Below are 26031 nucleotides of genomic sequence, written 5' to 3'. Positions count from 1 at the left end.
CCTCCTTGGTGTCCTGTTCCTCCAGTCCGCCCCGCTGATTTCCTGTGCCCCGCGAGGAGTTGCGGACAGAATCTGACCTCTATGACCCATAGCGTGGGTGGTGTCGAGCAGGAGCCGACGAAGACGACGAAAGGCGGCCGGTCATGGTCACTCACGTGCGAGCCGAGGCGCAGGGCGACGAGCGCGGGGCGCTGCTCGCGTTCCTGGAGGAGCAGCGGGGCGGGATCCGGCGGGCGCTGCTCGGCCTGACCGAGGAGCAGGCCCGTACCCGTCCGAGCGCGAGCGAGCTGTCCCTGGGCGGGCTGCTCAAGCACGTCGCCGAGGTCGAGCAGGGCTGGGTGGCCCGGGCCAGGCAGGAGCCGCCGGCGGTCAAGCGCGACGAGTCGAACTGGCACGAGTGCTTCCAGCTGATCGGCGACGAGACCGTCGCCTCGCAGCTGGCGTACTGGGAGAAGGTCGCCGGGGAGACTGAGGCCTACGTGCGGTCCGTCCCGAGTCTCGACGACACCTTCCCGCTGCCGAACGACCCCTGGTTCCCGCCGGACGAGCGGGTCTCCGTGCGCTGGGTGTGCCTGCACCTGATCCGGGAGACCGCCCGGCACGCCGGACACGCCGACATCATCCGCGAGTCGCTGGACGGCGGGACGGCCTTCGAGCTGGTGGCCCTGGAACAGGGCGGCTGAGCCCCGGGCAATAACCTGGACGGCATGTCAGCGATCCGCCTCCTCGTGCTCGGCGCGGTGCGCCAGCACGGGCGGGCCCACGGCTACCAGGTGCGCAACGACCTGGAGTACTGGGGCGCCCACGAGTGGTCCAACGCCAAGCCGGGTTCGATCTACCACGCCCTGAAGCAGATGGCGAAGCAGGGGCTGCTGCTCGCGCACGAGATCGCGCCGTCCACGGCGGGCGGCCCGCCGCGCGTCGAGTACGAGATCACGGAGAAGGGCACGGAGGAGTACTTCACACTGCTGCGCGAGTACCTCACCGCCTACGACCAGAGACCGGACGTGCTCACCGCCGCGCTCGGCTTCATGGTCGACCTGGAGCGCGCGGAGGCCCTCGAACTCCTTCAGGAGCGGGTGCGCGGCATCGAGGGGTGGCGCAAGGCGGTCACCGAGTACTACACGCCCGAGGACGGGCCCGGCCGGCTCGGGCACATCGGCGAGATCATGAACTTCTGGGTGGACTCCGCCGACTCAGGCGCCCGATGGACCCGCGGGCTCATCGAGCGCATCCGCGGCGGCGCCTACACCTTCGCCGGCGAGGGCGAGCCGTTCGTGGGCGTCCTCGAGGAGGGGCAGGAGAACCCGTACGCGACGGGGCGACCGCACTGGGGAGACGCCCACTAATCAAGTTTGACCACTGTGGTGTGCCGCGCTAACTTCGGTCAGTAGTCAAATTTGGCTAGCTAGGGAGTGAGCGGTCTGTGGCCGAAGCGGCGATCACCGTCGAAGGTGCACGCAAGAAGTACGGCGGAAAGGGCGGCGCACACGCGCTGGACGGGCTCGACCTGCGGGTCGGGCGTGGGACGGTGCACGGGGTGCTCGGCCCGAACGGCGCGGGCAAGACGACTCTGGTACGGATCCTGTCCACCCTGCTGCGGCCGGACGCGGGCCGGATCGAGGTGGCCGGGCACGACGTGGTGACCCAGGCGTACGCGGTGCGTCTGCGCATCGGCCTACTCGGCCAGCACGCGGCGCTCGACGAGGAACTCGGCGGCCGGGAGAACCTGGAGCTGTTCGGCCGCCTCCACCACCTGGGTGCCCGGACGGCACGCGCGCGGGCCGGCGAACTCCTGGAACGCTTCGACCTCGCCGGCACCGGCCGCCGGCCGGTGCGCGCCTACAGCGGCGGCATGCGGCGCCGCCTGGACCTGGCCGCCTCGCTGATCACCGAGCCGGAGGTGCTCTTCCTGGACGAGCCGACCACCGGCCTCGACCCGCGCGGCCGGTCCGAGGTGTGGGCGGCGGTCCGCTCCCTGGTCGGCGGCGGAACGACGGTCCTGCTGGCCACCCAGCACCTGGAAGAGGCCGACCAGCTCGCCGACCGCATCTCGGTCGTCGACGCCGGCCGCGTGATCGCCGACGGCACGGCGGACGAGCTGAAGGCGGCCACCGGCGCCGACCGCATCGACGTGGTGCTGCGCGACGCAGGTCAACTGGGCGCGGCCGTCGCCCTGCTGCCGATGACCGCGGTCTCCGTCGACCCCGACCGCCGGCTGCTCAGCGCCCCGGTCGCCGATCGCATGGCCGCCCTCTCCGGCGTCGTACAGGCCCTGCAGGAGGCGGGCATCGAGGCGGAGGACGTCGCCCTGCGCCGCCCGACGCTGGACGAGGTGTTCCTGCACCTCACGGGAGAGGATCACCGAGTGAAGGAGTCCGCATGAGCATCGGCGCGAGCACGGGCGCGTACGCGCTGACCGACTCCTGGACGATGACCCGCCGCGAACTCGCCCGCTGGGCACGGCAGCCCGCCCAGGTGGCCGTGGGCCTGGTCTTCCCCGTGATGCTGTTGCTGATGTTCGGCTACCTGGTCGGCGGCGGCCGGGGCGTGAGCGGCGACTACATCGACTACCTGGTCCCCGGCATGCTCGCGCTGACCATGGCCTTCGGCCTGGAAGGCACGATGCTCGCCGTCACCCGGGACCTCGACAAGGGCGTCATCGACCGCTTCCGCTCGATGCCGATGGCCGACGGCGCGGTGCTGGTGGGGCGCTCGGCCGCCGACATGCTCCAGTCGACGCTGGTTCTGGCCGTCCTCGCCGGCGCCGGGTACGCGCTCGGCTGGCGCGCGCACGGCGGTCCCGGCGGCTTCCTGGGCGCGGTCGGGCTCCTGCTGCTGTTCCGCTTCGCCATGCTGTGGATCGGCATCCACCTCGCACTGCTGGCCGGGAGGCCCGAACTGATCCAGGCCGTGCAGATCCTGGTCTGGCCGGTCGGCTTCCTGTCCAATGCCTTCGCCGCGCCCCGTTCCATGCCCGACTGGCTGGGCACGGCCGTCGAGTGGAACCCGATGTCCCAGACGGCGACGGCCGTGCGGGACCTGCTCGGCGGCCCGGGCGGGGAGTCGGGGCACGTGGGCGCGGCCGTCCTGTGGCCGCTCGTCCTGCTGGCGGTGTTCCTCCCCTCGGCGCTTCGGAGGTTCGCACGGCTGAGCCGCTGACGCCGTATCCGTAGCGGAGGCGGGACGGCGGTCACCGCACCGCCGTCCCGTCGGCCCGCAACTGCATCTGCGGCCGGCCGGTCACCAGCAGCCAGGCCGGCAGTGAGGCGAAGCACAGCAGCGACAGGACCGTCGGCGAGGAGACCAGGACGGCGGCCGTGAACAAGCTCACCCAGCCCTGCCGGGTGACGGCCATGAGCATGCCGAGCACGCCCGCGGCCACGGCCGGCGCGGGCGACACGGCGGGCACCAGGGCGTGGGCGGTGAGACCGAGCGCGGCCCCGATGAAGACGGACGGGAAGATCCGGCCGCCGCGGAAGCCGCAGGACGCGGCGACCAGCAGCGCGGCCAGCTTCACCACCGCCATCGCCGCGAACTGCCCCGCCGTCCAGCCTTCCGGATGCCGCCCCAGCTCCGCGACCTCCGACAGTCCTTTGAACAGCGTCAGATGCCCGCCCGCCGCCCCCAGCAGGCCCAGGACGAGGCCGCCGACCGGGAGCGCGAGCATCGGGTGCCGGAGCCGGGCGAAGGCCCGGTGGACGTACGGGAAGGCCTGGACGGCGGCGAGGCCGAGCAGCGCGCCGGCGGAGGCGATCACCAGTGCGGCCAGGAAGTCGCCCCAGTGGGGGCGGCCGAAAGGAGGCAGGCCGAGGTCGAACGTGGGGTGGGCGACCAGGCCGGTGGTCATGGCGCCCGCGGCGCCCGCGGCCAGCGGCGCGAAGAGGTTGTCCCACAGCGCCCCCTTCATCGGCCGCCCGGCCAACGCCTCGGAGATCACCAGCGCGGCGGCGACGGCCGTACCGAACAGCGCGCCGATCGTCGCCGCCTCGGCCAGCGCCGGCCACAGCGATTCCGGCAGCCGGGGCAGCAGCCTGCGGCCCAGCCAGAACGCCAGGGCCACGTTCGCCATGATGATCGGGTTCTCCGGGCCGAGGCTCGGACCGCCCGCCAGCATCAGCATGGTCGCCAGCAGCAGGCCCGGCAGCACGGCCGGGGACAGCGGGGCGGCCGACAGTCCGAGCGAGGCCGGGTCGGGACCCGCGTGCCCGGGCACCTTCCACACCACGAGGCCCACCAGGACCCCGGTGGCGGTCAGCATGACCAGCATCCACACCACGGAGTACCGGCCGATGCCCAGCGCGTCCGGCAGAGCGCCCCACAGCGCGCCCTGCAGCCGCTCGGCCACCCCGCTCACCAGCAGATACAGCAGGCTGGAGCCGATGCCGGCGACGAGTGCGGGCAGGATCAGCGGCAGCAGCGCGCGGGCCGGGGCCGACGGTGCCGCCGGGCCGGCGGGTGCCTGCTGCGGGGTTTCCTGGGCCACGGGCTCACGATATGGGGGCAAGCGTGATGAACCCGGCGCAACATCCGAAGGAGAACCCGGGGGAGAAATGGCCTTGCACCTCACGTCGCGTGAGGGCGGACCGTGGAGCGCGTACCGAGAAAGGAGCGGAAGTGAGCTACACCGTGGGACAGGTCGCCGGTTTCGCCGGAGTGACGGTGCGCACACTGCACCACTACGACGACATCGGCCTGCTCGTCCCGGGCGAGCGCAGCCACGCGGGCCACCGGCGCTACAACGACGCCGACCTCGAGAGGCTGCAGCAGATCCTGTTCTACCGGGAGCTCGGCTTTCCGCTCGAGGAGGTCGCGGCCCTGCTCGACGACCCGGACACGGACCCGCGCGCGCACCTGCGCCGCCAGCACGAACTGCTGACCACCCGGATCGAGAAGCTGCAGAAGATGGTCACGGCCGTGGAGCACGCCATGGAGGCACGCACGATGGGCATCAACCTCACCCCGGAAGAGCGGTTCGAGGTGTTCGGGGACAAGGATCCCGAGCAGTATCGCGAGGAGGCGGAGACGCGCTGGGGCAACACGGAGGCGTACGCAGAGTCGCAGCGCCGCGCCGCCACCTACACCAAGGAGGACTGGAAGCGCATCCAGGCCGAGGTCGACGAGTGGCAGGAGCGGTACACCGCCCTGATGGCCGCCGGCGAGCAGCCGTCCGGCGAGGCGGCCATGGACCTGGCCGAGGAACACCGGCAGCACGTCAGCAGGTACTACTTCGACATCCCGTACGAGATGCACCGGTGCTTCGCGGAGATGTACGTCTCCGACGAGCGCTTCAAGGCGTACTACGACGCCATGCGCCCCGGTCTCGCAGAGCACCTGCGCGAGGCGATCCTCGCCAACGCCGACCGGCACACCTCCTGACCCGTCCTGGCCCGGCGGTGCACGGGCTCACTCCCGGGCCAGGACCACCGCCGTTCCGTACGCGCACACCTCCGTGCCCACGTCCGCCGCCTCGGTCACGTCGAAGCGGAACGCCAGCACCGCGTTGGCCCCACGCGCGCGGGCCTGCTCCACGAGCCGGTCCATGGCCTGGTTGCGGGTCTGCACCAGCGTCTTGGTGAGCCCCTTCAGCTCCCCGCCGATCATCGACTTCAGTCCCGCGCCGATCTGGCTGCCCAGGTGCCGGGAGCGCACCGTCAGACCGAAGACCTCGCCGATGACCCGCTCCACGCGGCGGCCGGGCACGTCGTTCGTCGTGACGACCAGCACATCCGACTGGGGGCCCTGTCCGCCGCCGTAATCCTCGATGCTCATGGCTCACAGCCTGACGCCACCCGGCTCGGGGCGCATCCCCTCGGCACCGGTGGAACGCGAGGCGTTCACCATCCGTTGATAGCTTGTGCGGCAGAACCACGGAGGCCGATCCGCCGCCGCCCGTCCTCACCCCTCAGGAGCCCGGAACCGTGATGACGCTTGCCCTCGGCCCGAGCTGGCTGGATCCGAACCATCTTCTCGACACCTTCGGCATCTGGGGCCTGCTCCTCGTCGTCTTCGCCGAGTCCGGCCTGCTCATCGGCTTCTTCCTGCCGGGCGACTCCCTGCTGTTCACGGCCGGTCTGCTGATCACGTCGAACCAGCTGAACTTCCCCCTGTGGGCGGCCATAGCCTTGATCTGCCTCGCCGCGATCCTCGGCGACCAGGCGGGCTACATGTTCGGCAAGAAGGTCGGCCCGTCCCTGTTCAACCGCCCCGACTCACGCCTGTTCAAGCAGGAGAACGTCACCAAGGCGCACGAGTTCTTCGAGAAGTACGGCCCCAAGTCGCTGGTCCTCGCCCGCTTCGTGCCCGTGGTGCGTACGTTCACGCCGATCATCGCCGGCGTCAGCGGCATGCGGTACCGCTCGTTCCTGGTCTTCAACGTCATCGGCGGCACCCTGTGGGGCGCGGGCGTCACGCTGCTCGGCTCCTGGCTGGGCAACATCGACTTCGTCAAGAACAACATCGAGGCGATCCTCATCCTGATCGTCCTCATCTCGGTGGTCCCGATCGCCATCGAGTTCCTGCGGGCCCGTTCCAAGTCCAAGAAGGCGCCGGCCCCCGCCCAGCACCAGGAGCAGCAGGCGCCGCAGCCGCCCTACCAGCAGCAGTCGTACGACCCGCAGGCGTACCAGCAGCCGGTCATGGACGACGCCACGACCCGCCTGCGCCGCATCGAGTCGCCCCAGCAGTACGGCGGCCACGACCAGCCGCAGGACCGGCAGCAGTACGGCGGCCACGACCAGCAGTACTACGGTCGGCAGCACCCGCAGCAGCCCTACGGTGATCAGCACCACGCCTACGGCGACCAGCAACAGGCTTATGGCGACCAGCGGCAGCCCTACGGCGACCAGCGGCAGACCTACGGTAATCAGCAGCAGCCCTACGGCGATCAGCAGGGCGAGTACGGCCGAAGCCCGCAGTACCCGGACAACGGCGGCTACTACCGCGCTCCCTGACACCGCCGGCGTACGGGCGCCTCAGAAGCCCCTCGTGCGCTTGGCGGCCCGGCGCCCCGCCGCGCTGCCGGCGCCCGGCAGCCTGAGGAACAGCCGGGAGATCTCCGACCCCAGGTTCACGCCGATCGCGATGGCCATGGCGAGCGACACCGCCTTGGCCAGCGACACGAGTCCCTTGTCGACGTTGTTCTGCGCGATCGACAGCAGGCCGAAGTACGTCGCCGAACCCGGCAGCAGCGGACCGATCGCGGCGGTCGTGTAGGGCAGCGCGGAGGCGAACCGGTAGCGGGACAGCAACTGCCCGAACAGGCCCACCAGGCCCGCGGCGACCGCCGTGGACGCCACGGGGGAGATGTCGGCGACGTAGTGCATCGCGCCGTAGACCACCCAGGCGACACCGCCGTTGAGTGTGACCCACAACACAGTGGACCGTTCCTGCTGGAGCAGCACGGCGAAGGTCAGCGACAGCAGCATCGACGCGACGATCTGCACCACCGGCTGCTCGTTGACGCCCAGCGCCGCGTCGGGATTGAGCTGGGCGCCCAGCTTCACGCCGAAGTACAGGACCACCAGCACGCCGGTGACGATGCCGACGAAGAAGTACATGACCTCCAGCAGGCGCGCGGAGGCCGTGATGTAGAAGCCGGTCAGCCCGTCCTGTACGCCCGCCACCAGCGCCCGCCCCGGCAGCAGCGCGAACAGCCCACCGGTGATGACCGCGGACGCGTTCACGTCGACGTGCGCCACCGTGAGCGCGACGCCCAGCGCGGCCGGCGGCATCGCGGCGATCGTGAACTGGTAGAACTCCGGCAGCCCGCGCCCCGCGCACAGCCACGCCAGCCGGTCGCCGAGCATCGCGCCGAACGCGGCGGCGACGAACACGATCAGATCACCGCCGACGAGGACGGAGGCCGCTCCGGCGAGCAGCCCGGCAGCGCCGGTCAGCGCCCAGCCGGGGTAGGGGTGCCGGTTGCGGCGGATCTCCGCAAGTCGCCGGTAGGCCTCCTCCAGGGAGACATGGCTCTCCGTGTCGGTCAGGTCGTCGACGAGCTGGAAGACGGCCGCCAGACGCGTGTAGTCCGTGCCGCGGCGGCGCACCACGCGGGAGGCCGTCACAGGGTCGTCCACCAGGGACGGCTGGTAGGAGATCGACAGCAAGGTGAAGGTGACGTTCGGCTCGCAGCGGTCCAGGCCGTAGGAGCGGCAGACCGCGAACATCGCCGTCTCCACGTCCTCGGCGCCCTCGCCGCCCGCGAGCAGCAGCTCGCCGATACGCAGGGTCAGGTCGAGGACGCGCGGGACGGCCGGGCCGCCCTCCTCGGTCTTGTGCACCACTTCCAGGGCGGGGCGCTCGGCCACCGGCATGCGCAGCATCGTGCGCATCCGGTCCTGCCAGGGGATGTCCTTGGTCAGGCTGACCGCCGGGATGCCGCCCGGCGGGGTGAAGGCGGCCGGCGCCTGCCGGGCGCTGTAGGTGCTCGGCGGGCTGAACGCGGAGCCCTCGGGTTCCGCGGCCGTGTGCTCCGGCACCGCCAGGCCGTCGGGGACCGCGAACTCCGATGTGGTCTCCGACTCACCGCCGGGCTTGGGCACCGCCAGGCCGTCGGGGACCGCGAACTCCGACGTGGTGGACGACTCGTTGTCGGTCCCCGGCATCCCCGGCGTCACCGGCGCCACTATCGGCACCTGGATCACCTGCGTCGCCTGAGTCACCGAGGAATCCGCAGGAGGCCTGAACGCGCTCCGCGCCTCGTCCGACTGCGGCTTGCGGTCGTCCGCATCCGTCACTGGGCAACGCTCCCTGAACTACACCTTCCGTAAGCATCAGTATGCGCGGACACCCCCACCCACGCGTCAAACGGCGCCCGCGGGCCGGACGGCACCCCAGGTCACCGGGCACCCGCAGGTCACCGAGCGCCCGCGGGCCGAGGGGTGTCCGTACGCCGAAGGGCCGCGCCACCCCGAGGGATGGACGCGGCCCGGGGCGCCGTACGGTCAGTGACCGCCGTGCTCCTGGAAACGCTTGATGGACCGCTCGATCTCCGCCTCGGCGTCGGCGCGGCCGACCCAGTTGGCGCCCTCGACCGACTTGCCGGGCTCCAGGTCCTTGTAGACCTCGAAGAAGTGCTGGATCTCCAGGCGGTCGAACTCCGACACGTGGTGGATGTCCCGCAGGTGCTCCACACGCGGGTCGGACGCCGGCACGCACAGCACCTTGTCGTCGCCGCCGGCCTCGTCCGTCATCCGGAACATGCCGATCGCGCGGCACTTGATCAGACAGCCGGGGAAGGTCGGCTCGTCCAGGATGACCAGCGCGTCCAGCGGGTCGCCGTCCTCGCCGAGGGTGTTCTCGACGAAGCCGTAGTCGGCCGGGTAGCTGGTCGAAGTGAAGAGTCGACGGTCCAGGCGGATACGACCGGTCTCGTGGTCCACCTCGTACTTGTTCCGCGAACCCTTCGGGATCTCGATCGTGACGTCGAACTCCACCGGTGGCTCCTCCATGATCAGCACATAGTTCTGGTGATTAAGTGTCCCTCACGCACGTGTGTGATCGCGAAAGGGGCTGGTGGTCGTGCCGGAGCTGAGGGGCTGGCGGGCCGCGAGACCGCTTCTGGCAGGCCTGGCGCGGGCCGCGAGACCGCGTCTGGCACACCTGGCGCGGGCCGCACGACCGGGTCTGGTACGGGCCGCGCGGTCCGTGGAACCGCGGGTCGCACGGCTCACGGGGGCGACCCGGTCACGCGCCGCCGGGCCGAGGACCTGGCAGTACACAGCGGGCGCCGCCACCGTCGGACTGGCGCTGGCCGCCGGTGTGGTGACCGCCGCCGGTCCCTGGGACTCCACCGGTCAGCGTACGGCCGAGCGGGACCGGGCAGCCGCCCTGGAGCGCGCGGGTGGCGCAGATCACGGCCGTACTTCCGATACGTCCGGTACGTCCGACGGGCCGAGGCCAGCGCCCAGTGCCGCACCCGTGCTGGTGGGCCTCGGCAGCGGCGGCAGCCTGGTGAAGTCGGCGACCGGCGGACCGGCCCTCACCACCGTCCTCGACCCGCTGCTGCACGACTCCGCCCTCGGCGCCCGCCGCTCCGCCGTGGTCGTCGACGTCGCCACCGGACGGCGGCTCTACGGCCAGGCCGCCGGCGACGCGCTCACGCCGGCCTCCACCACCAAGATCGCCACCGCGGTCGCCGCCCTGTCCGCCCTCGGCCCCGACCACCGCTTCACCACCCGCGCCGCCCTGGAGCCCGGCAGCGGGGAGCTCGTCCTGGTCGGCGGCGGCGACCCCACCCTCACCGCCCGCAAGGACGCCCACGGCTGGGCGAGCCTGCGCACCCTGGCCGACGCGACCGCGGCCGCCCTGAAGAGGCGCGGGCTGAGCAAGGTCACGCTGTCGTACGACACCTCCCTGTACGCCGGCCCCGACCTGCACCCCATCGGTGTGAACGAGAACCTGGCCCCGGTCACCGCCCTGATGGCCGACGAGGCCCGCACCGACGCCTCCACCAGCGGCCCGGCCCCGCGCGTGGCCGACCCGGCGGCCGAGGCCGCCCGCGCCTTCGGCGGCTTCCTGCAGGACCACGGCATCCGCGCCTCCGCCCCCGGCCCCGTCAAGGCGACCGGCCGCGCGGAGACCCTCGCGTCCGTCTCCTCGCCGCCGCTGTCCGACGTGGTCGAGCGCATGCTCACCAACAGCGACAACGACATCGCCGAGGCCCTGGCCCGGCAGACGGCCGCCGCGACGGGCGGACGGCCGGACTTCGACGGCGGCGCGCGGGCCATCGCCGCCCGGCTGAAGGCACTCGGCCTGCCCCTTGACGGCGCGGCGTTCCACGACGGCAGCGGGCTGGACCGCTCCGACAGGCTCACCGCGGACCTGCTGACCGCCCTGCTGCGCGAGGCCGCCGACCCCGCCCGCCCCGAACTCCGCCCGGTGCTCACCGGGCTCCCCGTGGCCGGCTTCACGGGCACCCTGGCCGACCGCTACACCTCGGACGGCGCGGCCGGGATCGTACGGGCCAAGACGGGCACGCTGACGGGCGTGAACACCCTGGCGGGAACGGCCGTCGACCGGGACGGCCACCTCCTGGCCTTCGCCTTCATGACCGAGGGCACGGCAGATCCGCAGGCGGCCCAGTCGGCCCTGGACAGGACGGCAGCGGCGCTCTCGGCCTGCGGCTGCCGCTAGGGGGTGTCTGACACAAGCCCGCGGCGTCTCGGTGTCCGGCACGCACGCTCGCGGCGCTGCCGAAACGCCCATGCGGTTCCGCCACGAGGGTGCGCCGGCGCCTTGCGTTCGCATGCGCCGGACACCGCTCCTTGACCTGCGCTCATGTGTCAGCCACCCCTTAGCTGAACCTCTCGTTCCGATCACGCCGGGCTCGCGCTGATACGACGAAAGACCCTGGCGGCTCCGGCACCGCCGTTGGCGTGTTCCGCAGGGCCACGGGGTCCTTGCTCGTCCCGAGCTCGGGGGAGGGGAGCCCGCGTCCCGGGACAACCACCCAAGCAACGCAAACCGCTCCCGCGCCCACAGCCTGCCCCGAGCGGCAGCGCTCACGTACCGTTGACGCATGACGAGCATCGGTGGTGCCGCAAGTCCCGGGATGGTCGACTGGAATCTCGCGGTGGCGACCGCGACCCGGCTGGTCCGGCCGGGCCCCGAGGTGAGCCGCGACGAGGCCCGCGCCGTGGTCGCGGAACTGCGCAGGCATGCCAAGTCCTCGGAGGAGCATGTCCGTGGCTTCACTCGTCTGGGTACGGACGAGACCCACGACACGCCCGTTCTCGTGGTCGACCGCCCGGGCTGGGTCAGGGCGAACGTCGCCGGGTTCCGCGAGCTGCTCAAACCGCTGCTGGACAAGATGCAGGCGCGGCGCGGCAGCAGCCCCGGCGGCATGGTCCTCGGCGCCGTGGGCGGCAAGGTCACCGGCGTCGAACTCGGCATGCTGCTGTCCTTCCTCGCCTCCCGCGTGCTCGGCCAGTACGAGACGTTCGCCCCGGCCACCCGCGAGCTGCCCGCGGGCGAGAACGGCGGCGGACGGCTGCTGCTCGTCGCCCCGAACATCGTCCACGTCGAGCGCGAACTGGACGTGGAGCCCCACGACTTCCGCCTCTGGGTGTGCCTGCACGAGGAGACCCACCGCACGCAGTTCACCGCGGTGCCCTGGCTGCGCGACCACCTCGAGGGCGAGATCCAGTCGTTCTTGTCGGAGACCGACGTCGACCCGATGGCGTTCCTGGAGCGCATCCGGGAGGCCGCCCAGTCGCTCGTCGGCGGGCGCCCCGAGGGCGAGGAGGACGACAGCGGCCGCTCCCTCGTGGAGCTGGTGCAGACCCCCGCCCAGCGCGAGATCCTCGGGCGGCTCACCGCCGTGATGTCCCTCCTGGAGGGCCACGCCGACTACGTCATGGACGGGGTCGGACCGGAGGTCGTGCCGACCGTCGCGGAGATCCGCGAGAAGTTCCAGCAGCGCCGTGCCAAGGGCGCCTCGCGGCTGGACACCGCCCTGCGCAAGCTGCTGGGCCTCGATGCCAAGCTGCGGCAGTACCGCGAGGGCGAGCGCTTCGTCCGCGCCGTCGTCGAGCAGGTCGGCATGGACGGCTTCAACCGCGTGTGGACCTCGCCGAACACCCTCCCCACCAAGGCGGAGATCGCCAAACCGGCGGACTGGGTCGCACGGGTGCACCGCAAGGGCGAGCCGTGAACCCGCGTGAGGACGGGGTGAACCGAATCCGGCCGACGGCAGGCGAACGCCCCTCCAATCACCCGTCCGAGGGACCGTAGGCGATGGGTAGGCGTGCAATGCTCGGGGAACGGCCCGTTTCTGTCACCATCGACACACTCTGAGTGACCGACTCGGGCTCACCCCCCGAAAACTTCCGTGAAGGGAACCGGACATGGGTCCCCATCCTGCGGTCGCGGCGATACGCCTGGCGGTACGCCGCGTCCTCCACGACATCCTCACCGAGCAGACCGCGTCCCACGTCGAGCTGCCCCGCCCCGAGCTGCAGACCGCGCACGCGCAGACACCGCACGCCGCGCAGGTGCCGCACAGCGCCCACACACAGCAGGTTCCGCCGGGCCGGCGCACCGCGCAGCTCTCCGGGCAGGCCTCCCTGGGCGTGCCGACACCGAGCCGCGGCCGGCGCACCGCCGCGCAGGTCCCGCACGCCTTGCAGGCGCACCACGAGCGCCCGCCGACGCCGCTCGTCCTCGTGGCCTGCTCCGGTGGCGCCGACTCCATGGCGCTCGCCTCCGCCCTCGCCTTCGAGGCCCCCAAGCTCGGCGTCCGCGCCGGCGGCGTCACCGTCGACCACGGCCTCCAGCCCGGCTCCGACCTGCGCGCCGACGAGGTCGCCCAGCGGCTGCGCGAACTCGGCCTCGACCCGGTCGAGGCCGTCGCCGTCGCCGTGGGCCGCGACGGCGGCCCGGAGGCCGCCGCCCGCGACGCCCGCTACGCCGCCCTCGACGCCGCCGCCGAACGCCACGGCGCCACGGCGATCCTGCTCGGCCACACCCGCGACGACCAGGCCGAGACGGTGCTGCTCGGCCTCGCCCGCGGCTCCGGCATCCGCTCCCTGTCGGGAATGGCCGCGGTCTCGGGGGCCGGCGGCCGTTACCGGCGCCCGTTCCTGCACATCGACCGGCAGACCGCCCGCAAGGCCTGCATGGCCCAGTCCCTGCCCGTCTGGGACGACCCGCACAACACCGACCCCGCCTACACCCGGTCCCGGCTGCGCCACGAGGGTCTGCCCGCTCTGGAGAAGGCGCTCGGCAAGGGCGTCGTCGAGGCCCTCGCCCGCACCGCCCAGCTCTCCCGCGACGACGCCGACGCCCTCGACGCCTGGGCCAGCCAGGCCGAGGCCGCCGTCCGCGACGACGCCGGCTGCCTGGAGTGCGCCAAGTTGTACGCGCTGCCCCCCGCCGTGCGCCGCCGCATCCTGCGCCGCGCCGCCATCGACGCCGGTGCTCCGGCCGGTTCCCTGTTCGCCCGCCACATCGAGGAAGTGGACCGGCTCATCACCGGCTGGCGCGGTCAAGGAGCCATCAACCTCCCGGGCAAAGTCGTCGCCCGGCGGCAGGGTGGCAGACTGGTGATTCGGCAAGGCTGAATCCTTCCCCCTCGGGAAGGCGCCGGCCTCCCTCTCGGGGGAGACCGGAGCAGCCGGTGGGACGACCGACCGAAAGTGATGCGGGTGGACGCGAAAGACATGGGTGCCGACCTCCAGCAGGTACTCATCACCAAGGAAGAGATCGACGCCAAGCTGGCCGAGCTGGCCGCGAAGATCGACGCGGAGTACGCGGACAAGGACCTGCTGATCGTCGGCGTCCTCAAGGGCGCGGTCATGGTCATGGCCGACCTGGCCCGGGCCCTGTCGACCCCCGTCACCATGGACTGGATGGCCGTGTCCTCCTACGGCGCGGGCACCCAGTCCTCCGGCGTGGTGCGGATCCTCAAGGACCTCGACACCGACATCAAGGGCAAGCACGTCCTGATCGTCGAGGACATCATCGACTCCGGCCTGACCCTGTCCTGGCTGATCAACAACCTCGGCTCCCGCGAGCCCGCGTCCCTCAAGGTGTGCACGCTGCTGCGCAAGCCGGACGCCGCCAAGGTCGCCATCGACGTGGAGTGGGTCGGCTTCGACATCCCCAACGAGTTCGTCGTCGGCTACGGGCTGGACTACGCCGAGAAGTACCGCAACCTGCCGTTCGTCGGTACGCTCGCCCCCCACGTCTACGGCGGCTGACCCCCGCGGTCCGCGGCGCCGTACGGTGATCGGGAACCCCCGGGGCACCGGAGGCGTTGGAGCATGCAGACGGGTACGCCAGCTCTCCTGTGCGGCTTCGAGCCACCATGCTGGGGTACCGTCAGAAGAACTGTCTTATCAAACTCACTATGGCAGGAGGGACGGGGCGGCACCGCTCCGTATGGATGGACGTGAAGCGATACTTCCGTGGGCCGGTCATGTGGATCGTGCTGGCCGTCCTTGCCGTGGTCGTGTTGATGCAGGTCGTCGGCTCGTCCGGCGGCTACAAGACGGTGGACACAGGCCAGGTCGTAGCCGCGATCAATGACAACCGGGTCCAGCAGGCCAAGCTGACCACCGGCGACGAGCAGACCATCAAGGTCGAGCTCAAGGACGGCCAGAAGGTCTCCGGCAGCTCGAAGATCCAGGCGAGCTACATCGGCGACCAGGGCGTCAACATCGCCAACACGCTGCAGGACAAGTACCAGCACAAGCAGATCCCGGACGGCTACACGGTCTCGCCGTCCAAGCAGAACCCGTTCGTCGGCGTCCTGCTCTCGCTGCTCCCCTTCGTCCTCATCGTGGTCGTCTTCCTGTTCCTGATGAACCAGATGCAGGGCGGCGGCTCCCGGGTCATGAACTTCGGCAAGTCCAAGGCCAAGCTCATCACCAAGGACACCCCCAAGACGACCTTCGCGGACGTCGCGGGTGCCGACGAGGCCGTCGAGGAGCTCCACGAGATCAAGGAGTTCCTCCAGGAGCCGGCCAAGTTCCAGGCCGTCGGGGCCAAGATCCCCAAGGGCGTCCTGCTCTACGGCCCGCCCGGCACCGGCAAGACCCTGCTGGCGCGCGCGGTGGCCGGCGAGGCTGGGGTCCCCTTCTACTCGATCTCCGGTTCCGACTTCGTCGAGATGTTCGTCGGTGTCGGTGCCTCCCGGGTCCGTGACCTGTTCGAGCAGGCCAAGGCGAACGCCCCGGCGATCGTCTTCGTCGACGAGATCGACGCCGTCGGCCGCCACCGCGGTGCCGGCCTCGGCGGCGGTCACGACGAGCGCGAGCAGACACTGAACCAGCTGCTCGTCGAGATGGACGGCTTCGACGTCAAGGGCGGTGTGATCCTCATCGCCGCCACGAACCGTCCCGACATCCTCGACCCGGCCCTCCTGCGTCCCGGCCGCTTCGACCGCCAGATCGCCGTCGACCGCCCGGACATGCAGGGCCGCCTGGAGATCCTCAAGGTCCACCAGAAGGGCAAGCCGGTCGCGCACGACGTGGACCTGTCCGCCGTCGCCCGCCGCACCCCCGGCTTCACCGGCGCCGATCTGTCCAACGTCCTGAACGAGGCCGCGCTGCTCACGGCCCGCAGCGACCAGAAGCTGATCGACAACAAGATGCTGGACGAGGCGATCGACCGCGTGGTCGCCGGCCCGCAGAAGCGGACCCGGATCATGTCGGACAAGGAGAAGAAGATCACCGCGTACCACGAGGGCGGTCACGCCCTGGTCGCGGCGGCCTCGCCGAACTCCGACCCGGTCCACAAGATCACGATCCTGTCCCGCGGCCGGGCCCTCGGCTACACGATGGTGCTCCCGGACGAGGACAAGTACTCGACCACGCGCAACGAGATGCTGGACCAGCTGGCCTACATGCTGGGCGGCCGCGCGGCCGAGGAGCTGGTCTTCCACGACCCGACCACGGGCGCGGCCAACGACATCGAGAAGGCCACGACCACGGCCCGGGCCATGGTCACGCAGTACGGCATGACCGAGCGTCTCGGCGCCATCAAGTTCGGCGGCGACAACACCGAGCCGTTCCTCGGACGTGAGATGGCTCACCAGCGTGACTACTCGGAAGAGGTCGCCGCGCTGGTGGACGAGGAAGTCAAGAAGCTCATCGAGAACGCGCACAACGAGGCCTGGGAGATCCTGGTCGAGAACCGCGACGTCCTCGACAACCTCGTCCTGGCCCTCCTGGAGAAGGAGACCCTGGGCAAGGAGGAGATCGCCGAGATCTTCGCGCCGATCGTCAAGCGCCCGCCGCGGCCCGCCTGGACCGGCTCCTCCCGCCGTACCCCGTCCACCCGTCCGCCGGTGCTCTCCCCGAAGGAGCTCGCCCTGACCAACGGGGCGAACGGCGCGGCGGCGGCGATCAGCACGGTGAAGTCCACCGCCACGGAGCCCGCCCCGGCGACGGAGCAGACCCCGGAGGAGCGTCCGGACAACTGACGGAGAGCCCTGCGGGACCTCACCGGTCCCGCGCGGCCCCGGAATGTATGCCGCGTCCCCCAGGTTCTAGCCTGGGGGCGCGGCATTTCGCATGTCCGCAGGTTGAGACACACAGGAACGAGGCTTCACATGACCGACCCCGTGGCGCTGGACGGCGAGAGCACCATCGGCGAGTTCGACGAGAAGCGTGCCGAGAACGCCGTACGCGAACTCCTCATCGCGGTCGGCGAGGACCCGGACCGCGAGGGCCTGCGCGACACACCGGCGCGGGTGGCGCGGGCGTACAAGGAGATATTCGCGGGGCTGTGGCAGCAGCCCGAGGACGTCCTGACGACGACGTTCGACCTCGGCCACGACGAGATGGTGCTCGTGAAGGACATCGAGGTGTACTCGACCTGTGAGCATCATCTCGTCCCGTTCCGGGGGGTCGCTCACGTCGGCTACATCCCGTCCACCAGCGGGAAGATCACCGGTCTGTCCAAGCTGGCCCGGCTCGTGGACGTCTACGCCCGCCGCCCGCAGGTGCAGGAACGGCTGACCACGCAGATCGCCGACTCGCTGATGGAGATCCTGGAGCCGCGGGGCGTGATCGTCGTGGTGGAGTGCGAGCACATGTGCATGTCGATGCGGGGCATCCGCAAGCCCGGAGCCAAGACCATCACCTCGGCGGTGCGCGGTCAGCTGCGGGACGCGGCGACGCGGAACGAGGCGATGAGCCTCATCATGGCGCACTGACGCGGCCAGGACGCGGCCGGTGGGCTCAGGCCACCGGCTCTGCCCCCGAGTGGTTCTGGTCGTCGTCCTCGGGGAGTCTGCAGACGCGTTCCAGAAACAGGGCCGCCACTATCACCGCGATGCCCGCCACGACCGAGAAGCCGGCGTAGATGGCCTGGTCGCGGCGGGCGGGGATGTCGAGGAGCTCCAGAAGGAAGACGCCCGTGCCGCCGTACATGCCGGCGACGAGGGCGGCGACCAGGGCGCTCGCCTGGCCGAAGACCACCGCGCGGGCGGCCATCAGCGGGTCGACGCCCTTGGCACCGGGGCGGCGTTCGCGCTGGGCCTTGAGCCGGGCGCGCAGCGAGAGCGCCGTGGACAGCAGGACCACGGCGATCAGGGCGAGGACGATGGGGGCGGCCAGCGGGACGCTGGGCAGTGTCCCCACCCCGTTCCACAGGCGGGCGGCCGCCCAGGACAGCACCCCGGCGACGACGAACACGCCGATCAGCACCCTGATGTGCAGCTCTTTCACGGTGTCCCTTCAGCTCCCCCGGACCGTGGTCGGGCATGAGCGGCTCGTCCCGGCCCGCTCGCGGGTCCGGTCGTGCCTACGTCGTCTGGATCTTTCTCGACCTTAACGACTACTCGGGCAGCCGGAGTTCCAGGTCCGCTCGCGGTTCCACACCCGCGCGGGTGACACCGGTCAGCAGGCCGGCCACGGGGCCGACGCCCGGCAGCTGGGCCTCGGGTTCCACGTCGTGCCACGGGGCGAGGACGAAGGCGCGTTGGTGGGCGCGCGGGTGAGGGAGCGTGAGACGCGGGTCGTCGGAGACGACATCGGCGTAGGCGACGATGTCGACGTCGATGGTGCGCGGTCCCCAGCGCTCGTCCCGGACCCGGCTGAAGGCCTCCTCGATGGCGTGGGCGCGCTCCAGGAGGGAGGACGGCGGCAGCGTCGTCTTCAGGACCACCACCGCGTTGAAGTACGACGGCTGGGTGCCGGGCTCGACGCCCCACGGCTCCGTCTCGTAGACGGGGGAGACCGCCTTGATGCGCACGCCGGGGGTGTCCTCCAGGGCGTCGATGGCGCCCTGGAGGGTCTCCAGGCGGTTGCCGAGGTTGGAGCCGAGGGAGATCACGGCCCGTTTCGGGTTCTGGAGGGTGGTGTCGGCGGCGTCGACCTTCTCGACGACGGAGGCGGGCACCGGCTGGACGGTCGGGTCGACGGGACCCTGGGCGAATGGTGCGGTCATACTCGGCTCCGGGTGATGGTGACGGTCACGTCGTCGAAGGGGACCGTGATCGGCGCGTCCGGCTTGTGGACGCAGACCTCGACCTCCTGGACTCCCTCGTGCTTCAGGCACACCTGGGCGATGCGCTCGGCGAGCGTCTCGATGAGGTTCACCGGCTCGCCCTCCACCACGGCGACGACCTCCTCGGCCACGATGCCGTAGTGCACGGTCTTCGCCAGGTCGTCGTCGGCCGCGGCCTGCCGGACGTCCACGCCCAGGACGAGGTCCACCAGGAAGGTCTGGCCCTCCTCGCGCTCCTTGGGGAAGACACCGTGGTGCCCGCGAGCCTTCAGGCCGCGCAGCGCGACACGATCCACGCGAATCACTCCTGCAATCGTCGGTGACGGCCGGTTCCTGCCGCGTGCGGGCGGCACACCGGTGTCAACGAATCTACCTGCGAACACTGACAGCGCCGGGCCTCGTGCGCGGAGCCGCGGGCCGGGACGGGGATGTTTCACCTTGCGTTTCCCCTGGAGAACCCGGCTGCTCACGGTTCGGGGGCCGCCCGTGGCGCCGCGCCCGTGATTCCCGCCACTTCCGGCGCCCGCGGGCGTTCCTTCCCGGGTCCCCTACCCACTCAGGCGGGTGTGTCGTCGTCCGAGGTCCCGTCCTCCTCGTCGTTTTCGGCCAGAACAGGCGAGGCGTGGTGGGACCAGAGCTTCCAGCCGAGCGGTGTGCGCCGGAACACATTGGTGGCGACGACGAGCTGGCCGACCAGCGGGCCGAGCTCGCCGTCGTCGTCGGGGGCGGGGCCACCGCTGAGGATGTTCTCGGTGCAGGTCACCAGGGCGGTGTCACCGGTGACCGAGACGTGCACGTCGGTGAGGAAAAACTGGATGTAGTCGGTGTTCGCCATGATCAGCGCGTAGGAGCGCAGGACCTCGCCCCGGCCGGTGAGAACCGGCCAGCCGGGGTGCACGCAGGAGACCACCCCGGAGTCGGCCGGGTCGTGGTACTCCTCGTCGACGCCCAGGTCGGACGGGGTGAGCCAGAGCGAGGACAGCTCCTCGAAGTCGCCCTGCTCCAGTGCCTCGTAGAAGGCGGTGTTGGCGGCCTCGACCTGCTCGACGTCGGTGTGGGGGGCGCTCACCGGGCTCCTTCGGACGAGCGGCAGGGAGTCCGGGCTCCCCTGTCACCGGCCGGGGCGTTTCCGTGGCCGCGCGCCTGTTCCACGGCGTGCGCGACCCGCACCGCGTCCGCGGTCGCGCGCACCTCGTGGACACGCACCGCCCACGCGCCGGCGTGCGCCGCGAGCGCGGAGACTGCGGCGGTGGCGGCGTCGCGCTCCCGCGCGGGCGGGGGCGCGCCCTCGGGGCCGGCCAGCACCCGGCCGAGGAACCGCTTGCGGGAGGCGGCGACCAGCACGGGGTGGCCGAGGCCCAGCAGACGGTCGAGGTGGGCCAGGAGCTCCAGGTCGTGTCCGGCCTCTTTGGAGAAGCCGAGTCCGGGGTCGAGCACGATGCGGTCGGGGGCGATGCCGCCGTCCAGAACGGCCTCCACGCGCGCGTGCAGCTCGTCGACGACCTCGGTGACGACGTCCGCGTACACGCCCTGCACATTGCCGCCCTGAAGGAAGCCGCGCCAGTGCATGACGACGAACGGAGCGCCCGCGTCGGCCACCACGGGGATCATGGCGGGGTCGGCCAGGCCGCCGCTGACGTCGTTCACGAGGGCGGCGCCGGCCGCGAGCGCCTGCTCGGCGACACGGGCGCGCATGGTGTCGACGGAGATCGTGACGCCCTCGGCGGCCAGTGCGCGCACGACCGGGATGACCCGCCGGAGCTCCTCGTCCTCGTCGACACGGGTGGCGCCGGGGCGGGTGGACTCGCCACCGACGTCGACCAGGTCGGCGCCCTGTGCGACAAGGTCGAGCCCGTGCTTGACGGCGATGGTCGTGTCGAACCAGCGGCCGCCGTCGGAGAAGGAGTCGGGGGTCACGTTCACGACCCCCATGACCGCACAGCGGTCCCATGCCGGAAGGCCCGCCACTCGGCCGCGCCCGAACTGGTTGCTCATACGTTCAGCGTAGGCCCAGGACGCTTCCGCAACGTCCGCAGCCCGACCGGCGCCCCCTGGCCCCGCGGCGAGGTCGCCGGCCGCAGGGGTGGGGGCAGAGGGGCGCCCGCGACGCCCGGCGCGCACGAGGGTCCGCTCGTCCGCTCCCGGGGGAGGGACGGCTGCGCGCCGAGCGCCGGGCCGGGGGCCCGAGAGAACCGCCTGGGCTGGAGGGGCAGGGGTCTCCCGGGCCTGTTCGGGGTCAGGCCGCGCGCATGTCGCGCTCCGCGACCGCGTGGGCGCAGGGGCGCTGGGCGGTCCGGCGCCGGCGCAGGAAGCGCGGCACCGGCAGGGCGAGGTTGACGAAGCCCTCCGCCTGCATGGCGGCGAAACCGATGCGGGGCAGGTCGGCGGAGGCGCGGTAGACGACGAACCTCGGCTCCCAGCGGGGCTGGAACTTGGCGTTGAACTTGTACAGCGACTCGATCTGGAACCAGCGCGAGAGGAACACGAGCAGCCCGCGCCAGGCACGCAGCACCGGACCCGCGCCGATCTTCTCGCCGCGCGCCAGCGCGGAGCGGAACATCGCGAAGTTCAGCGAGATACGGGTGATGCCGAGCTTCGGGGCGGCCTGGAGCGCCGCCACGATGAGCAGCTCGTTCATGCCGGGGTCGGCCGAGCGGTCCCGGCGCATCAGGTCCAGCGAGACGCCGTCCTCGCCCCAGGGGACGAAGTGCAGGATCGCCTTCAGGTCGCCGTACTCACCCGGCTCGTCGTCCTGCTTGTGTGCGGTCGCTATGAGACAGTCGCCGTCGGAGGGGTCGCCGATGCGGCCGAGGGCCATGGAGAAGCCCCGCTCGGTGTCGGTGCCGCGCCAGTCCTCGGCGGCGCGCCGGATGCGCTCCAGTTCGGCGTCACCGAGGTCACGGATGCGCCGCACCCGCGTTTCGTAGCCGGCCCGTTCGATGCGCTTGACCATCTGGCGGACGTTGCGCATCGCGCGTCCGGCGAGCGAGAAATCCGCGACGTCGACCACCGCCTCGTCGCCCAGTTCCAGGGCGTCCAGGCCGGTCTCCCGGGTCCACACCTCGCCGCCGGTCTCGGAGCAGCCCATCACGGCGGGCGTCCAGGAGTGGGCCTTGGCCTCGTCCATGAATCGCTCGATGGCGCCCGGCCAGGCCTCGACGTCGCCGATCGGGTCACCGCTGGCGAGCATCACGCCGGAGACGACCCGGTACGTCACCGCCGCCTTGCCGCTGGGGGAGAACACGACCGCCTTGTCGCGGCGCAGCGCGAAGTGGCCGAGGGAGTCCCGGCCGCCGTGCTTGGCCAGCAGGGCGCGCAGCCTGCTCTCGTCCTCCTCGGTCAGACGCGCGGCCGGGTGCTCGGGGCGGAACGCCAGGTAGATCGTGGTGGCCGCGGTGATCCAGCCGAGGGCGCCGAGGGAGAAGGCGACGGTCCAGGAGGTGTTGCCCCGGTAGTCGAGCGGGCCCTCGAAACCGAACAGGCCGTAGACGACATGGGTCAACCGGTCGGCAACGCTCGGGTTCCCGACCATGCGGTGCCCGTGGACGCTCACGATGAGCATGCCCAGCGCCAGCGAACCGGCGCTCATGAGGACGAAGTTGGCGAGCGCCCGCCACCGGCTGCGCGGGTCCGGCAGGGCCGCGAACTCCTTGCGGTGGACCAGCAGCGGCGCCAGCAGCGCGAGCGAGATGATCACGCCCACCAGCGAGTGCCGGTAGACGAACTGGGCCGCCGCGCCCGCCGGCAGCAGCGCCACGGCGGCGCGCCACGCCCGCCGTTTGCGCCGCCTCAGCCCGTGCGCGAGCAGCAGCAACAGCACACCCGCGCTGAGGGACAGGGCCGCGGCGAACGGGCCGAAGGAGCCGGGCAGCACCTCGGCGATGGCGTGCATCCGGCTGTGCCGGAAGCGCGGGAACACGCCCGCGGCAATGTTCAGGAGGCCCACGACGGCGCAGGCCCTGCCGATGAGGGCGGGGACGGCCTCGGGGCGCGGGCCGCGGAGTATGCGGTGCATCCGGCTCGAACGACTCGGAACCTCGCCCGACATTTCCCCATCTATCCTGACAGACATCGCATCCCGTAGTTCTGCGAGAGACCTTGAATCCGGTGCCGATCCGAGCATCCGGCGACATTGCGCCCTCTAGGACGGTGTCTGGGGGAGGGAGGTTCACTCCCCACCGGAAAACCGGGTCAAAGGCCAGGGAAAGCCCGGGGCAAGCCTTCGCCAAGGATGCGTCGGCGGCCCCGGCGGGAAGTGCAGGCAGGAAAGAGCCCATGGGTCTCACGAGCAAAAAAGTGCTGGTACTGGCGGTCGCGCTGGCCGTGCTGCTGTTCGTCGCCACGGTGTGGCTGTGGCCGCGTCTGGCACGCCGCGACTGGCGGGCCGTCAGCGGACGCGTCGGCATCCTGCTGGCCACGCAGACGGCGATCTTCGCCTGCGTCGGCCTCGCCGCCAACCAGGCCTTCGGCTTCTACGCCAGCTGGGCGGACCTGTTCGGACAGGAGACCGACCAGGGTGTCGTCGTCGACCACTCGGCGAACGGCGGCACCGGCGGCCCGATCCAGGTGGTCGGCATGCAGCAGATGAACGTGACCGGTGGATCCCGGCCGCAGGCGGCCGGCCAGATCCAGAAGGTCGACATCGTGGGCCGCACGACCCACATCGCCTCGTCCGCGTTCATATACCTGCCGCCGGAGTACTTCCAGCCTCAGTACCGCACCCGCACCTTCCCCGCGACCGTCGTCCTCACCGGCTATCCCGGCATCGCCCAGTCGCTCGTCAGCAAGCTCAACTACCCGCGCACGGCGCTGGAGCTGGCCAAGAACGGGCGGATGCAGCCGATGATCCTGGTGATGCTGCGGCCGACCGTGGCGCCGCCGCGCGACACGGAGTGCGTGGACATCCCGGGCGGCCCGCAGACCGAGTCGTTCTTCGCCAAGGATCTTCCCGACGCGATCCTCGCTCACTACCGGGTCGGAAAGAAGCCGGGCAGCTGGGGCATCGCCGGTGATTCCACGGGCGGTTACTGCGCCGTGAAACTCGCCATGCACCATCCCGACGTGTACGCGGCGGGCGCGGGCCTGTCGCCGTACTACAAGGCGGCGACCGACCCGACCACCGGGGATCTCTTCCACGGGAACAAGAATCTGAAGAATCGCGCCGATCTGATGTGGAGCATCAAGCACCTTCGTGCTCCGGACACTTCACTGCTCGTCACGAGCAGCAGGCACGGCGAGAGTGACTACCGGTCCACGCTCAAGTTCATAGACGCCGTCAAGGCGACGAACAAGACCCGTATCGCCTCGATCATCCTGGACAGCGGCGGCCACAACTTCAACACCTGGAAGCGCGAGATCCCGGCCATGCTGCAGTGGCTCAGCGGGCGGCTGAGCGACCGCTGAAATGATCTTGAAAGCAGATGTGCGGGCTCTGGGAGAAGGCCGGATGACGGCCTGCGGAGAAGGGTGGGAAATGGGCCGCGATCCCGGCGAATCCAGGGGCGGAACTCGGCCGCGTAGTCGGCCGGAAGTCCCGATGCGGCGTGAAGGTTTCGGTATGGCCGTCTTTTTGCGGGGCGGCCCACCACGATTCGCCTACGCGCGGTAAGTTTCTGGCCATGCCACGTGGACGTCACCGCCATTCCCCACCCCTGCACAGGCTGCTGCCTCCTTCGGCGATCGCCGGCGTCTCCCTCGTCTGCGCCCTGGGTCCCTGGGTTTTCACGGCACCGGCGGTGCTGCGGCCCCTCGCCGCGGCCGCCGCGCTGACCGCGGTCACCGGTGCGATCGTCATGCGCCGCTGGGACGCACAGGCCGGCCGCAAGGTCGCCGACCTCACGCGCGCGCGGGCGAGCGACGAGTGGCGCTTCGAGGAACGCGTCGCCGAACTCGAGTCCGACCTGGAGGAGTCGCGCGAACTCCGCGTCCGCCTCGAGCGCAAGCTGCGGGCCAAGCGCACTGAGCTGGCGGGGCTGCGCAACGAGCACGCGGCCCTGCTGCGCCGGTACGCCACGGCGGAGACCGAGCGCGCCAGCGCGCTGGAGGGCCGCCGCCTGCTGGAGCTGGAGGCCGGCCCCGGTGCCCGTGCGCTGCCGGCCGCCGCCGCCGACCGGGAGGCCGCGTCCACCGCCCCCGAGCCCGAAGGCACCGAGGCGAAGGACACCGAGGCCGTCGGCGCCGAGGCCACGGAGGCCGTGAAAACAGCGGAGGAGAAGCCGGCGGCCGTGACTCCCGCCGTGTTCTCCCCGGAGGGTTCCGCACTCTTTCTGCGGGCCATGACCGCGCTGGCGCGGTTGGACGCGGCCGCCGAGCCTGCGAAGGAAGCCCCCGCCGACACGGCCGCCGACGCCGGGGCGGGCCCCGCGCGGGAGGACGAACCGCAGGGGCAGCCGGAGGCGGCCGACGCGCACGAGCACGCGGCCGCCACCCCGACGACCGAGACGGGCGAGCGCAGGCCGGGCGTGACCGCCGAGTCGGGCGAGGCGGACGAGTCGGCCCGGCCGGCCACGACGCCCGCATCGCCGCAGTCCGCGGAGACGGCGACGACGGCCAGGACAACGACGACGGACGAGACGACGACGGCGACGCCCGAGGCGGTCCAGGCGCCCGCGGCGCCCGCATCGGCCGTGGTGCCCGCGTCGGGCAGGCCCGCGCAGCAGCCCGCCGGCCACTTCACCGTGCCGATCGCGGTGGCCGTCGTACCGGCCACGCCCGCGCGACGCCCGGTGGTCGAAGGCGGGTTCGACTTCTTCGGCGCGAAGAAGGGGGCGCCGACCACCGCCCTGGAGGCCGTCCAGAACGAGGATCTGGCCGACGTCGTGGGCCAGGAGGCCCTCGCCCTGCACAAGGCCGAGTCCGAGTCGCAGTACAAGCAGGCCGGTCCCGACGCCCATGGCGTGGGTCAGGTCATCGACCTGACGGCCCACGACGAGACGGAGCAGATCGACGTACAGGGTCTGCGCACCGCGGCGTCCTGAGGCAGGACGGTACGCGGAGAACCGAACAACGCGGCGATGCAAGGGGCGTGGCACCTGGGCCACGCCCCTTACCGCTGCCCGCCGAGACGCTCGC

General features: G+C 71.5%; 24 protein-coding genes. 14 read left to right on the top strand and 10 right to left on the bottom strand.

Annotation, left to right across the window (positions count from 1 at the left end):
• Positions 1 to 143: 143 nt before the first annotated feature.
• The 4 genes from BZY54_RS23105 (at position 144) to BZY54_RS23090 (ending at position 3162) form a co-directional block, all read left to right on the top strand.
• On the top strand, positions 144 to 683 hold the full coding sequence (locus BZY54_RS23105; RefSeq protein ID WP_086727245.1) for a DinB family protein: 540 nt from the start codon (positions 144 to 146) through the stop codon (positions 681 to 683).
• Between the two features lie 24 nt (positions 684 to 707).
• Positions 708 to 1349 (top strand): PadR family transcriptional regulator, encoded by a 642-nt coding sequence (locus BZY54_RS23100; protein ID WP_086727244.1) that lies wholly within the window; start codon positions 708 to 710, stop codon positions 1347 to 1349.
• A gap of 77 nt (positions 1350 to 1426) precedes the next feature.
• Complete coding sequence (locus BZY54_RS23095) at positions 1427 to 2386, top strand: ATP-binding cassette domain-containing protein (protein ID WP_086727243.1); 960 nt, start codon at positions 1427 to 1429, stop codon at positions 2384 to 2386.
• On the top strand, positions 2383 to 3162 hold the full coding sequence (locus BZY54_RS23090; RefSeq protein ID WP_086727242.1) for an ABC transporter permease: 780 nt from the start codon (positions 2383 to 2385) through the stop codon (positions 3160 to 3162). Before BZY54_RS23095 ends, BZY54_RS23090 begins: the two co-directional genes overlap by 4 nt.
• Positions 3163 to 3193: 31 nt before the next feature.
• Here the strand turns inward: BZY54_RS23090 and BZY54_RS23085 are convergent, their stop codons facing one another.
• Positions 3194 to 4486, bottom strand: a complete 1293-nt coding sequence (locus tag BZY54_RS23085) for an ion channel protein (protein ID WP_086727241.1) — start codon at positions 4484 to 4486, stop codon at positions 3194 to 3196.
• A 131-nt stretch (positions 4487 to 4617) separates the two neighbouring features.
• Between BZY54_RS23085 and BZY54_RS23080 the strand changes: the two genes are divergently transcribed.
• Entirely contained in the window at positions 4618 to 5379 is a 762-nt protein-coding gene (locus tag BZY54_RS23080; RefSeq protein WP_086727240.1) for a MerR family transcriptional regulator, read from the top strand.
• A gap of 27 nt (positions 5380 to 5406) precedes the next feature.
• Here the strand turns inward: BZY54_RS23080 and BZY54_RS23075 are convergent, their stop codons facing one another.
• On the bottom strand, positions 5407 to 5772 hold the full coding sequence (locus BZY54_RS23075) for a YbjQ family protein (protein WP_086727239.1): 366 nt from the start codon (positions 5770 to 5772) through the stop codon (positions 5407 to 5409).
• Between the two features lie 152 nt (positions 5773 to 5924).
• Between BZY54_RS23075 and BZY54_RS23070 the strand changes: the two genes are divergently transcribed.
• The gene (locus BZY54_RS23070) at positions 5925 to 6953 is read left to right on the top strand and encodes a DedA family protein (protein WP_425276303.1); all 1029 of its coding nucleotides are present in this window, start codon (positions 5925 to 5927) and stop codon (positions 6951 to 6953) included.
• A 21-nt stretch (positions 6954 to 6974) separates the two neighbouring features.
• On the opposite strand, the gene BZY54_RS23065 is transcribed toward BZY54_RS23070, so the two are convergent.
• Together BZY54_RS23065 and BZY54_RS23060 are read right to left on the bottom strand one after the other, a co-directional pair.
• Complete coding sequence (locus BZY54_RS23065) at positions 6975 to 8741, bottom strand: threonine/serine exporter family protein (RefSeq protein ID WP_167414047.1); 1767 nt, start codon at positions 8739 to 8741, stop codon at positions 6975 to 6977.
• 207 nt (positions 8742 to 8948) lie between these two features.
• A complete protein-coding gene (locus tag BZY54_RS23060; protein ID WP_028420992.1) occupies positions 8949 to 9440 on the bottom strand; it encodes an inorganic diphosphatase in 492 nt (163 codons plus the stop codon).
• A 79-nt stretch (positions 9441 to 9519) separates the two neighbouring features.
• Here BZY54_RS23060 and dacB point away from each other — a divergent pair, with 79 nt between their 5' ends.
• The 6 genes from dacB to folE all read left to right on the top strand — a co-directional run bounded on the left by dacB (position 9520) and on the right by folE (position 17665).
• Positions 9520 to 11139, top strand: coding sequence for a D-alanyl-D-alanine carboxypeptidase/D-alanyl-D-alanine endopeptidase (gene dacB, locus BZY54_RS23055; RefSeq protein WP_086727237.1), 1620 nt, complete (start codon positions 9520 to 9522; stop codon positions 11137 to 11139).
• Positions 11140 to 11557: 418 nt separating this feature from the next.
• The gene (locus BZY54_RS23050) at positions 11558 to 12658 is read left to right on the top strand and encodes a zinc-dependent metalloprotease (protein ID WP_086727236.1); all 1101 of its coding nucleotides are present in this window, start codon (positions 11558 to 11560) and stop codon (positions 12656 to 12658) included.
• A 193-nt stretch (positions 12659 to 12851) separates the two neighbouring features.
• Positions 12852 to 14066 carry a tRNA lysidine(34) synthetase TilS gene (gene tilS, locus BZY54_RS23045; RefSeq protein WP_086727235.1) on the top strand — a complete coding sequence of 405 codons (1215 nt, stop codon included), beginning with the start codon at positions 12852 to 12854 and terminating at the stop codon, positions 14064 to 14066.
• Positions 14067 to 14144: 78 nt separating this feature from the next.
• Positions 14145 to 14705 carry a hypoxanthine phosphoribosyltransferase gene (gene hpt / locus BZY54_RS23040; RefSeq protein ID WP_030177349.1) on the top strand — a complete coding sequence of 187 codons (561 nt, stop codon included), beginning with the start codon at positions 14145 to 14147 and terminating at the stop codon, positions 14703 to 14705.
• A gap of 185 nt (positions 14706 to 14890) precedes the next feature.
• A complete protein-coding gene (gene ftsH / locus BZY54_RS23035; RefSeq protein WP_086727234.1) occupies positions 14891 to 16930 on the top strand; it encodes an ATP-dependent zinc metalloprotease FtsH in 2040 nt (679 codons plus the stop codon).
• 129 nt (positions 16931 to 17059) lie between these two features.
• A complete protein-coding gene (gene folE / locus BZY54_RS23030; RefSeq protein ID WP_086727233.1) occupies positions 17060 to 17665 on the top strand; it encodes a GTP cyclohydrolase I FolE in 606 nt (201 codons plus the stop codon).
• 25 nt (positions 17666 to 17690) lie between these two features.
• On the opposite strand, the gene BZY54_RS23025 is transcribed toward folE, so the two are convergent.
• From BZY54_RS23025 to BZY54_RS23000, 6 genes are all read right to left on the bottom strand, one after another.
• The gene (locus BZY54_RS23025; RefSeq protein ID WP_086727232.1) at positions 17691 to 18179 is read right to left on the bottom strand and encodes a DUF3180 domain-containing protein; all 489 of its coding nucleotides are present in this window, start codon (positions 18177 to 18179) and stop codon (positions 17691 to 17693) included.
• Positions 18180 to 18288: 109 nt separating this feature from the next.
• Entirely contained in the window at positions 18289 to 18900 is a 612-nt protein-coding gene (gene folK, locus BZY54_RS23020; RefSeq protein ID WP_086727231.1) for a 2-amino-4-hydroxy-6-hydroxymethyldihydropteridine diphosphokinase, read from the bottom strand.
• Positions 18897 to 19256 carry a dihydroneopterin aldolase gene (gene folB, locus BZY54_RS23015; protein ID WP_086727230.1) on the bottom strand — a complete coding sequence of 120 codons (360 nt, stop codon included), beginning with the start codon at positions 19254 to 19256 and terminating at the stop codon, positions 18897 to 18899. Before folB ends, folK begins: the two co-directional genes overlap by 4 nt.
• A 260-nt stretch (positions 19257 to 19516) precedes the next feature.
• On the bottom strand, positions 19517 to 20029 hold the full coding sequence (locus BZY54_RS23010) for a nuclear transport factor 2 family protein (RefSeq protein ID WP_086727229.1): 513 nt from the start codon (positions 20027 to 20029) through the stop codon (positions 19517 to 19519).
• Positions 20026 to 20955 (bottom strand): dihydropteroate synthase, encoded by a 930-nt coding sequence (gene folP / locus BZY54_RS23005; RefSeq protein ID WP_086727228.1) that lies wholly within the window; start codon positions 20953 to 20955, stop codon positions 20026 to 20028. The genes BZY54_RS23010 and folP overlap by 4 nt, the downstream gene beginning before the upstream one ends.
• Positions 20956 to 21196: 241 nt before the next feature.
• A complete protein-coding gene (locus BZY54_RS23000; RefSeq protein ID WP_086727227.1) occupies positions 21197 to 23008 on the bottom strand; it encodes a phosphatidylglycerol lysyltransferase domain-containing protein in 1812 nt (603 codons plus the stop codon).
• A gap of 227 nt (positions 23009 to 23235) precedes the next feature.
• Between BZY54_RS23000 and BZY54_RS22995 the strand changes: the two genes are divergently transcribed.
• Positions 23236 to 24363, top strand: coding sequence for an alpha/beta hydrolase (locus BZY54_RS22995; protein WP_086727226.1), 1128 nt, complete (start codon positions 23236 to 23238; stop codon positions 24361 to 24363).
• Positions 24364 to 24578: 215 nt separating this feature from the next.
• Positions 24579 to 25937, top strand: coding sequence for a hypothetical protein (locus BZY54_RS22990; protein ID WP_086727225.1), 1359 nt, complete (start codon positions 24579 to 24581; stop codon positions 25935 to 25937).
• Positions 25938 to 26031 lie beyond the last annotated feature (94 nt).

Source organism: Streptomyces carpinensis, assembly GCF_002154505.1.
GTDB lineage: Bacteria > Actinomycetota > Actinomycetes > Streptomycetales > Streptomycetaceae > Streptomyces > Streptomyces carpinensis.
This window is presented reverse-complemented; position numbering and strand designations above follow the sequence as displayed.

Excerpts from the sequence above, each read along its gene's own strand:
- BZY54_RS23105 (WP_086727245.1), top strand. The coding sequence starts at position 144 with ATGGTCACTCACGTGCGAGCCGAGGCGCAGGGCGACGAGCGCGGGGCG.
- BZY54_RS23100 (WP_086727244.1), top strand. The coding sequence starts at position 708 with ATGTCAGCGATCCGCCTCCTCGTGCTCGGCGCGGTGCGCCAGCACGGG.
- BZY54_RS23090 (WP_086727242.1), top strand. The coding sequence starts at position 2,383 with ATGAGCATCGGCGCGAGCACGGGCGCGTACGCGCTGACCGACTCCTGG.
- BZY54_RS23075 (WP_086727239.1), bottom strand. The coding sequence starts at position 5,772 with ATGAGCATCGAGGATTACGGCGGCGGACAGGGCCCCCAGTCGGATGTG.
- BZY54_RS23070 (WP_425276303.1), top strand. The coding sequence starts at position 5,925 with ATGACGCTTGCCCTCGGCCCGAGCTGGCTGGATCCGAACCATCTTCTC.
- BZY54_RS23050 (WP_086727236.1), top strand. The coding sequence starts at position 11,558 with ATGGTCGACTGGAATCTCGCGGTGGCGACCGCGACCCGGCTGGTCCGG.
- tilS (WP_086727235.1), top strand. The coding sequence starts at position 12,852 with ATGGGTCCCCATCCTGCGGTCGCGGCGATACGCCTGGCGGTACGCCGC.
- hpt (WP_030177349.1), top strand. The coding sequence starts at position 14,145 with ATGCGGGTGGACGCGAAAGACATGGGTGCCGACCTCCAGCAGGTACTC.
- ftsH (WP_086727234.1), top strand. The coding sequence starts at position 14,891 with ATGGACGTGAAGCGATACTTCCGTGGGCCGGTCATGTGGATCGTGCTG.
- folE (WP_086727233.1), top strand. The coding sequence starts at position 17,060 with ATGACCGACCCCGTGGCGCTGGACGGCGAGAGCACCATCGGCGAGTTC.
- folK (WP_086727231.1), bottom strand. The coding sequence starts at position 18,900 with ATGACCGCACCATTCGCCCAGGGTCCCGTCGACCCGACCGTCCAGCCG.
- folP (WP_086727228.1), bottom strand. The coding sequence starts at position 20,955 with ATGAGCAACCAGTTCGGGCGCGGCCGAGTGGCGGGCCTTCCGGCATGG.
- BZY54_RS23000 (WP_086727227.1), bottom strand. The coding sequence starts at position 23,008 with ATGTCGGGCGAGGTTCCGAGTCGTTCGAGCCGGATGCACCGCATACTC.
- BZY54_RS22995 (WP_086727226.1), top strand. The coding sequence starts at position 23,236 with ATGGGTCTCACGAGCAAAAAAGTGCTGGTACTGGCGGTCGCGCTGGCC.
- BZY54_RS22990 (WP_086727225.1), top strand. The coding sequence starts at position 24,579 with ATGCCACGTGGACGTCACCGCCATTCCCCACCCCTGCACAGGCTGCTG.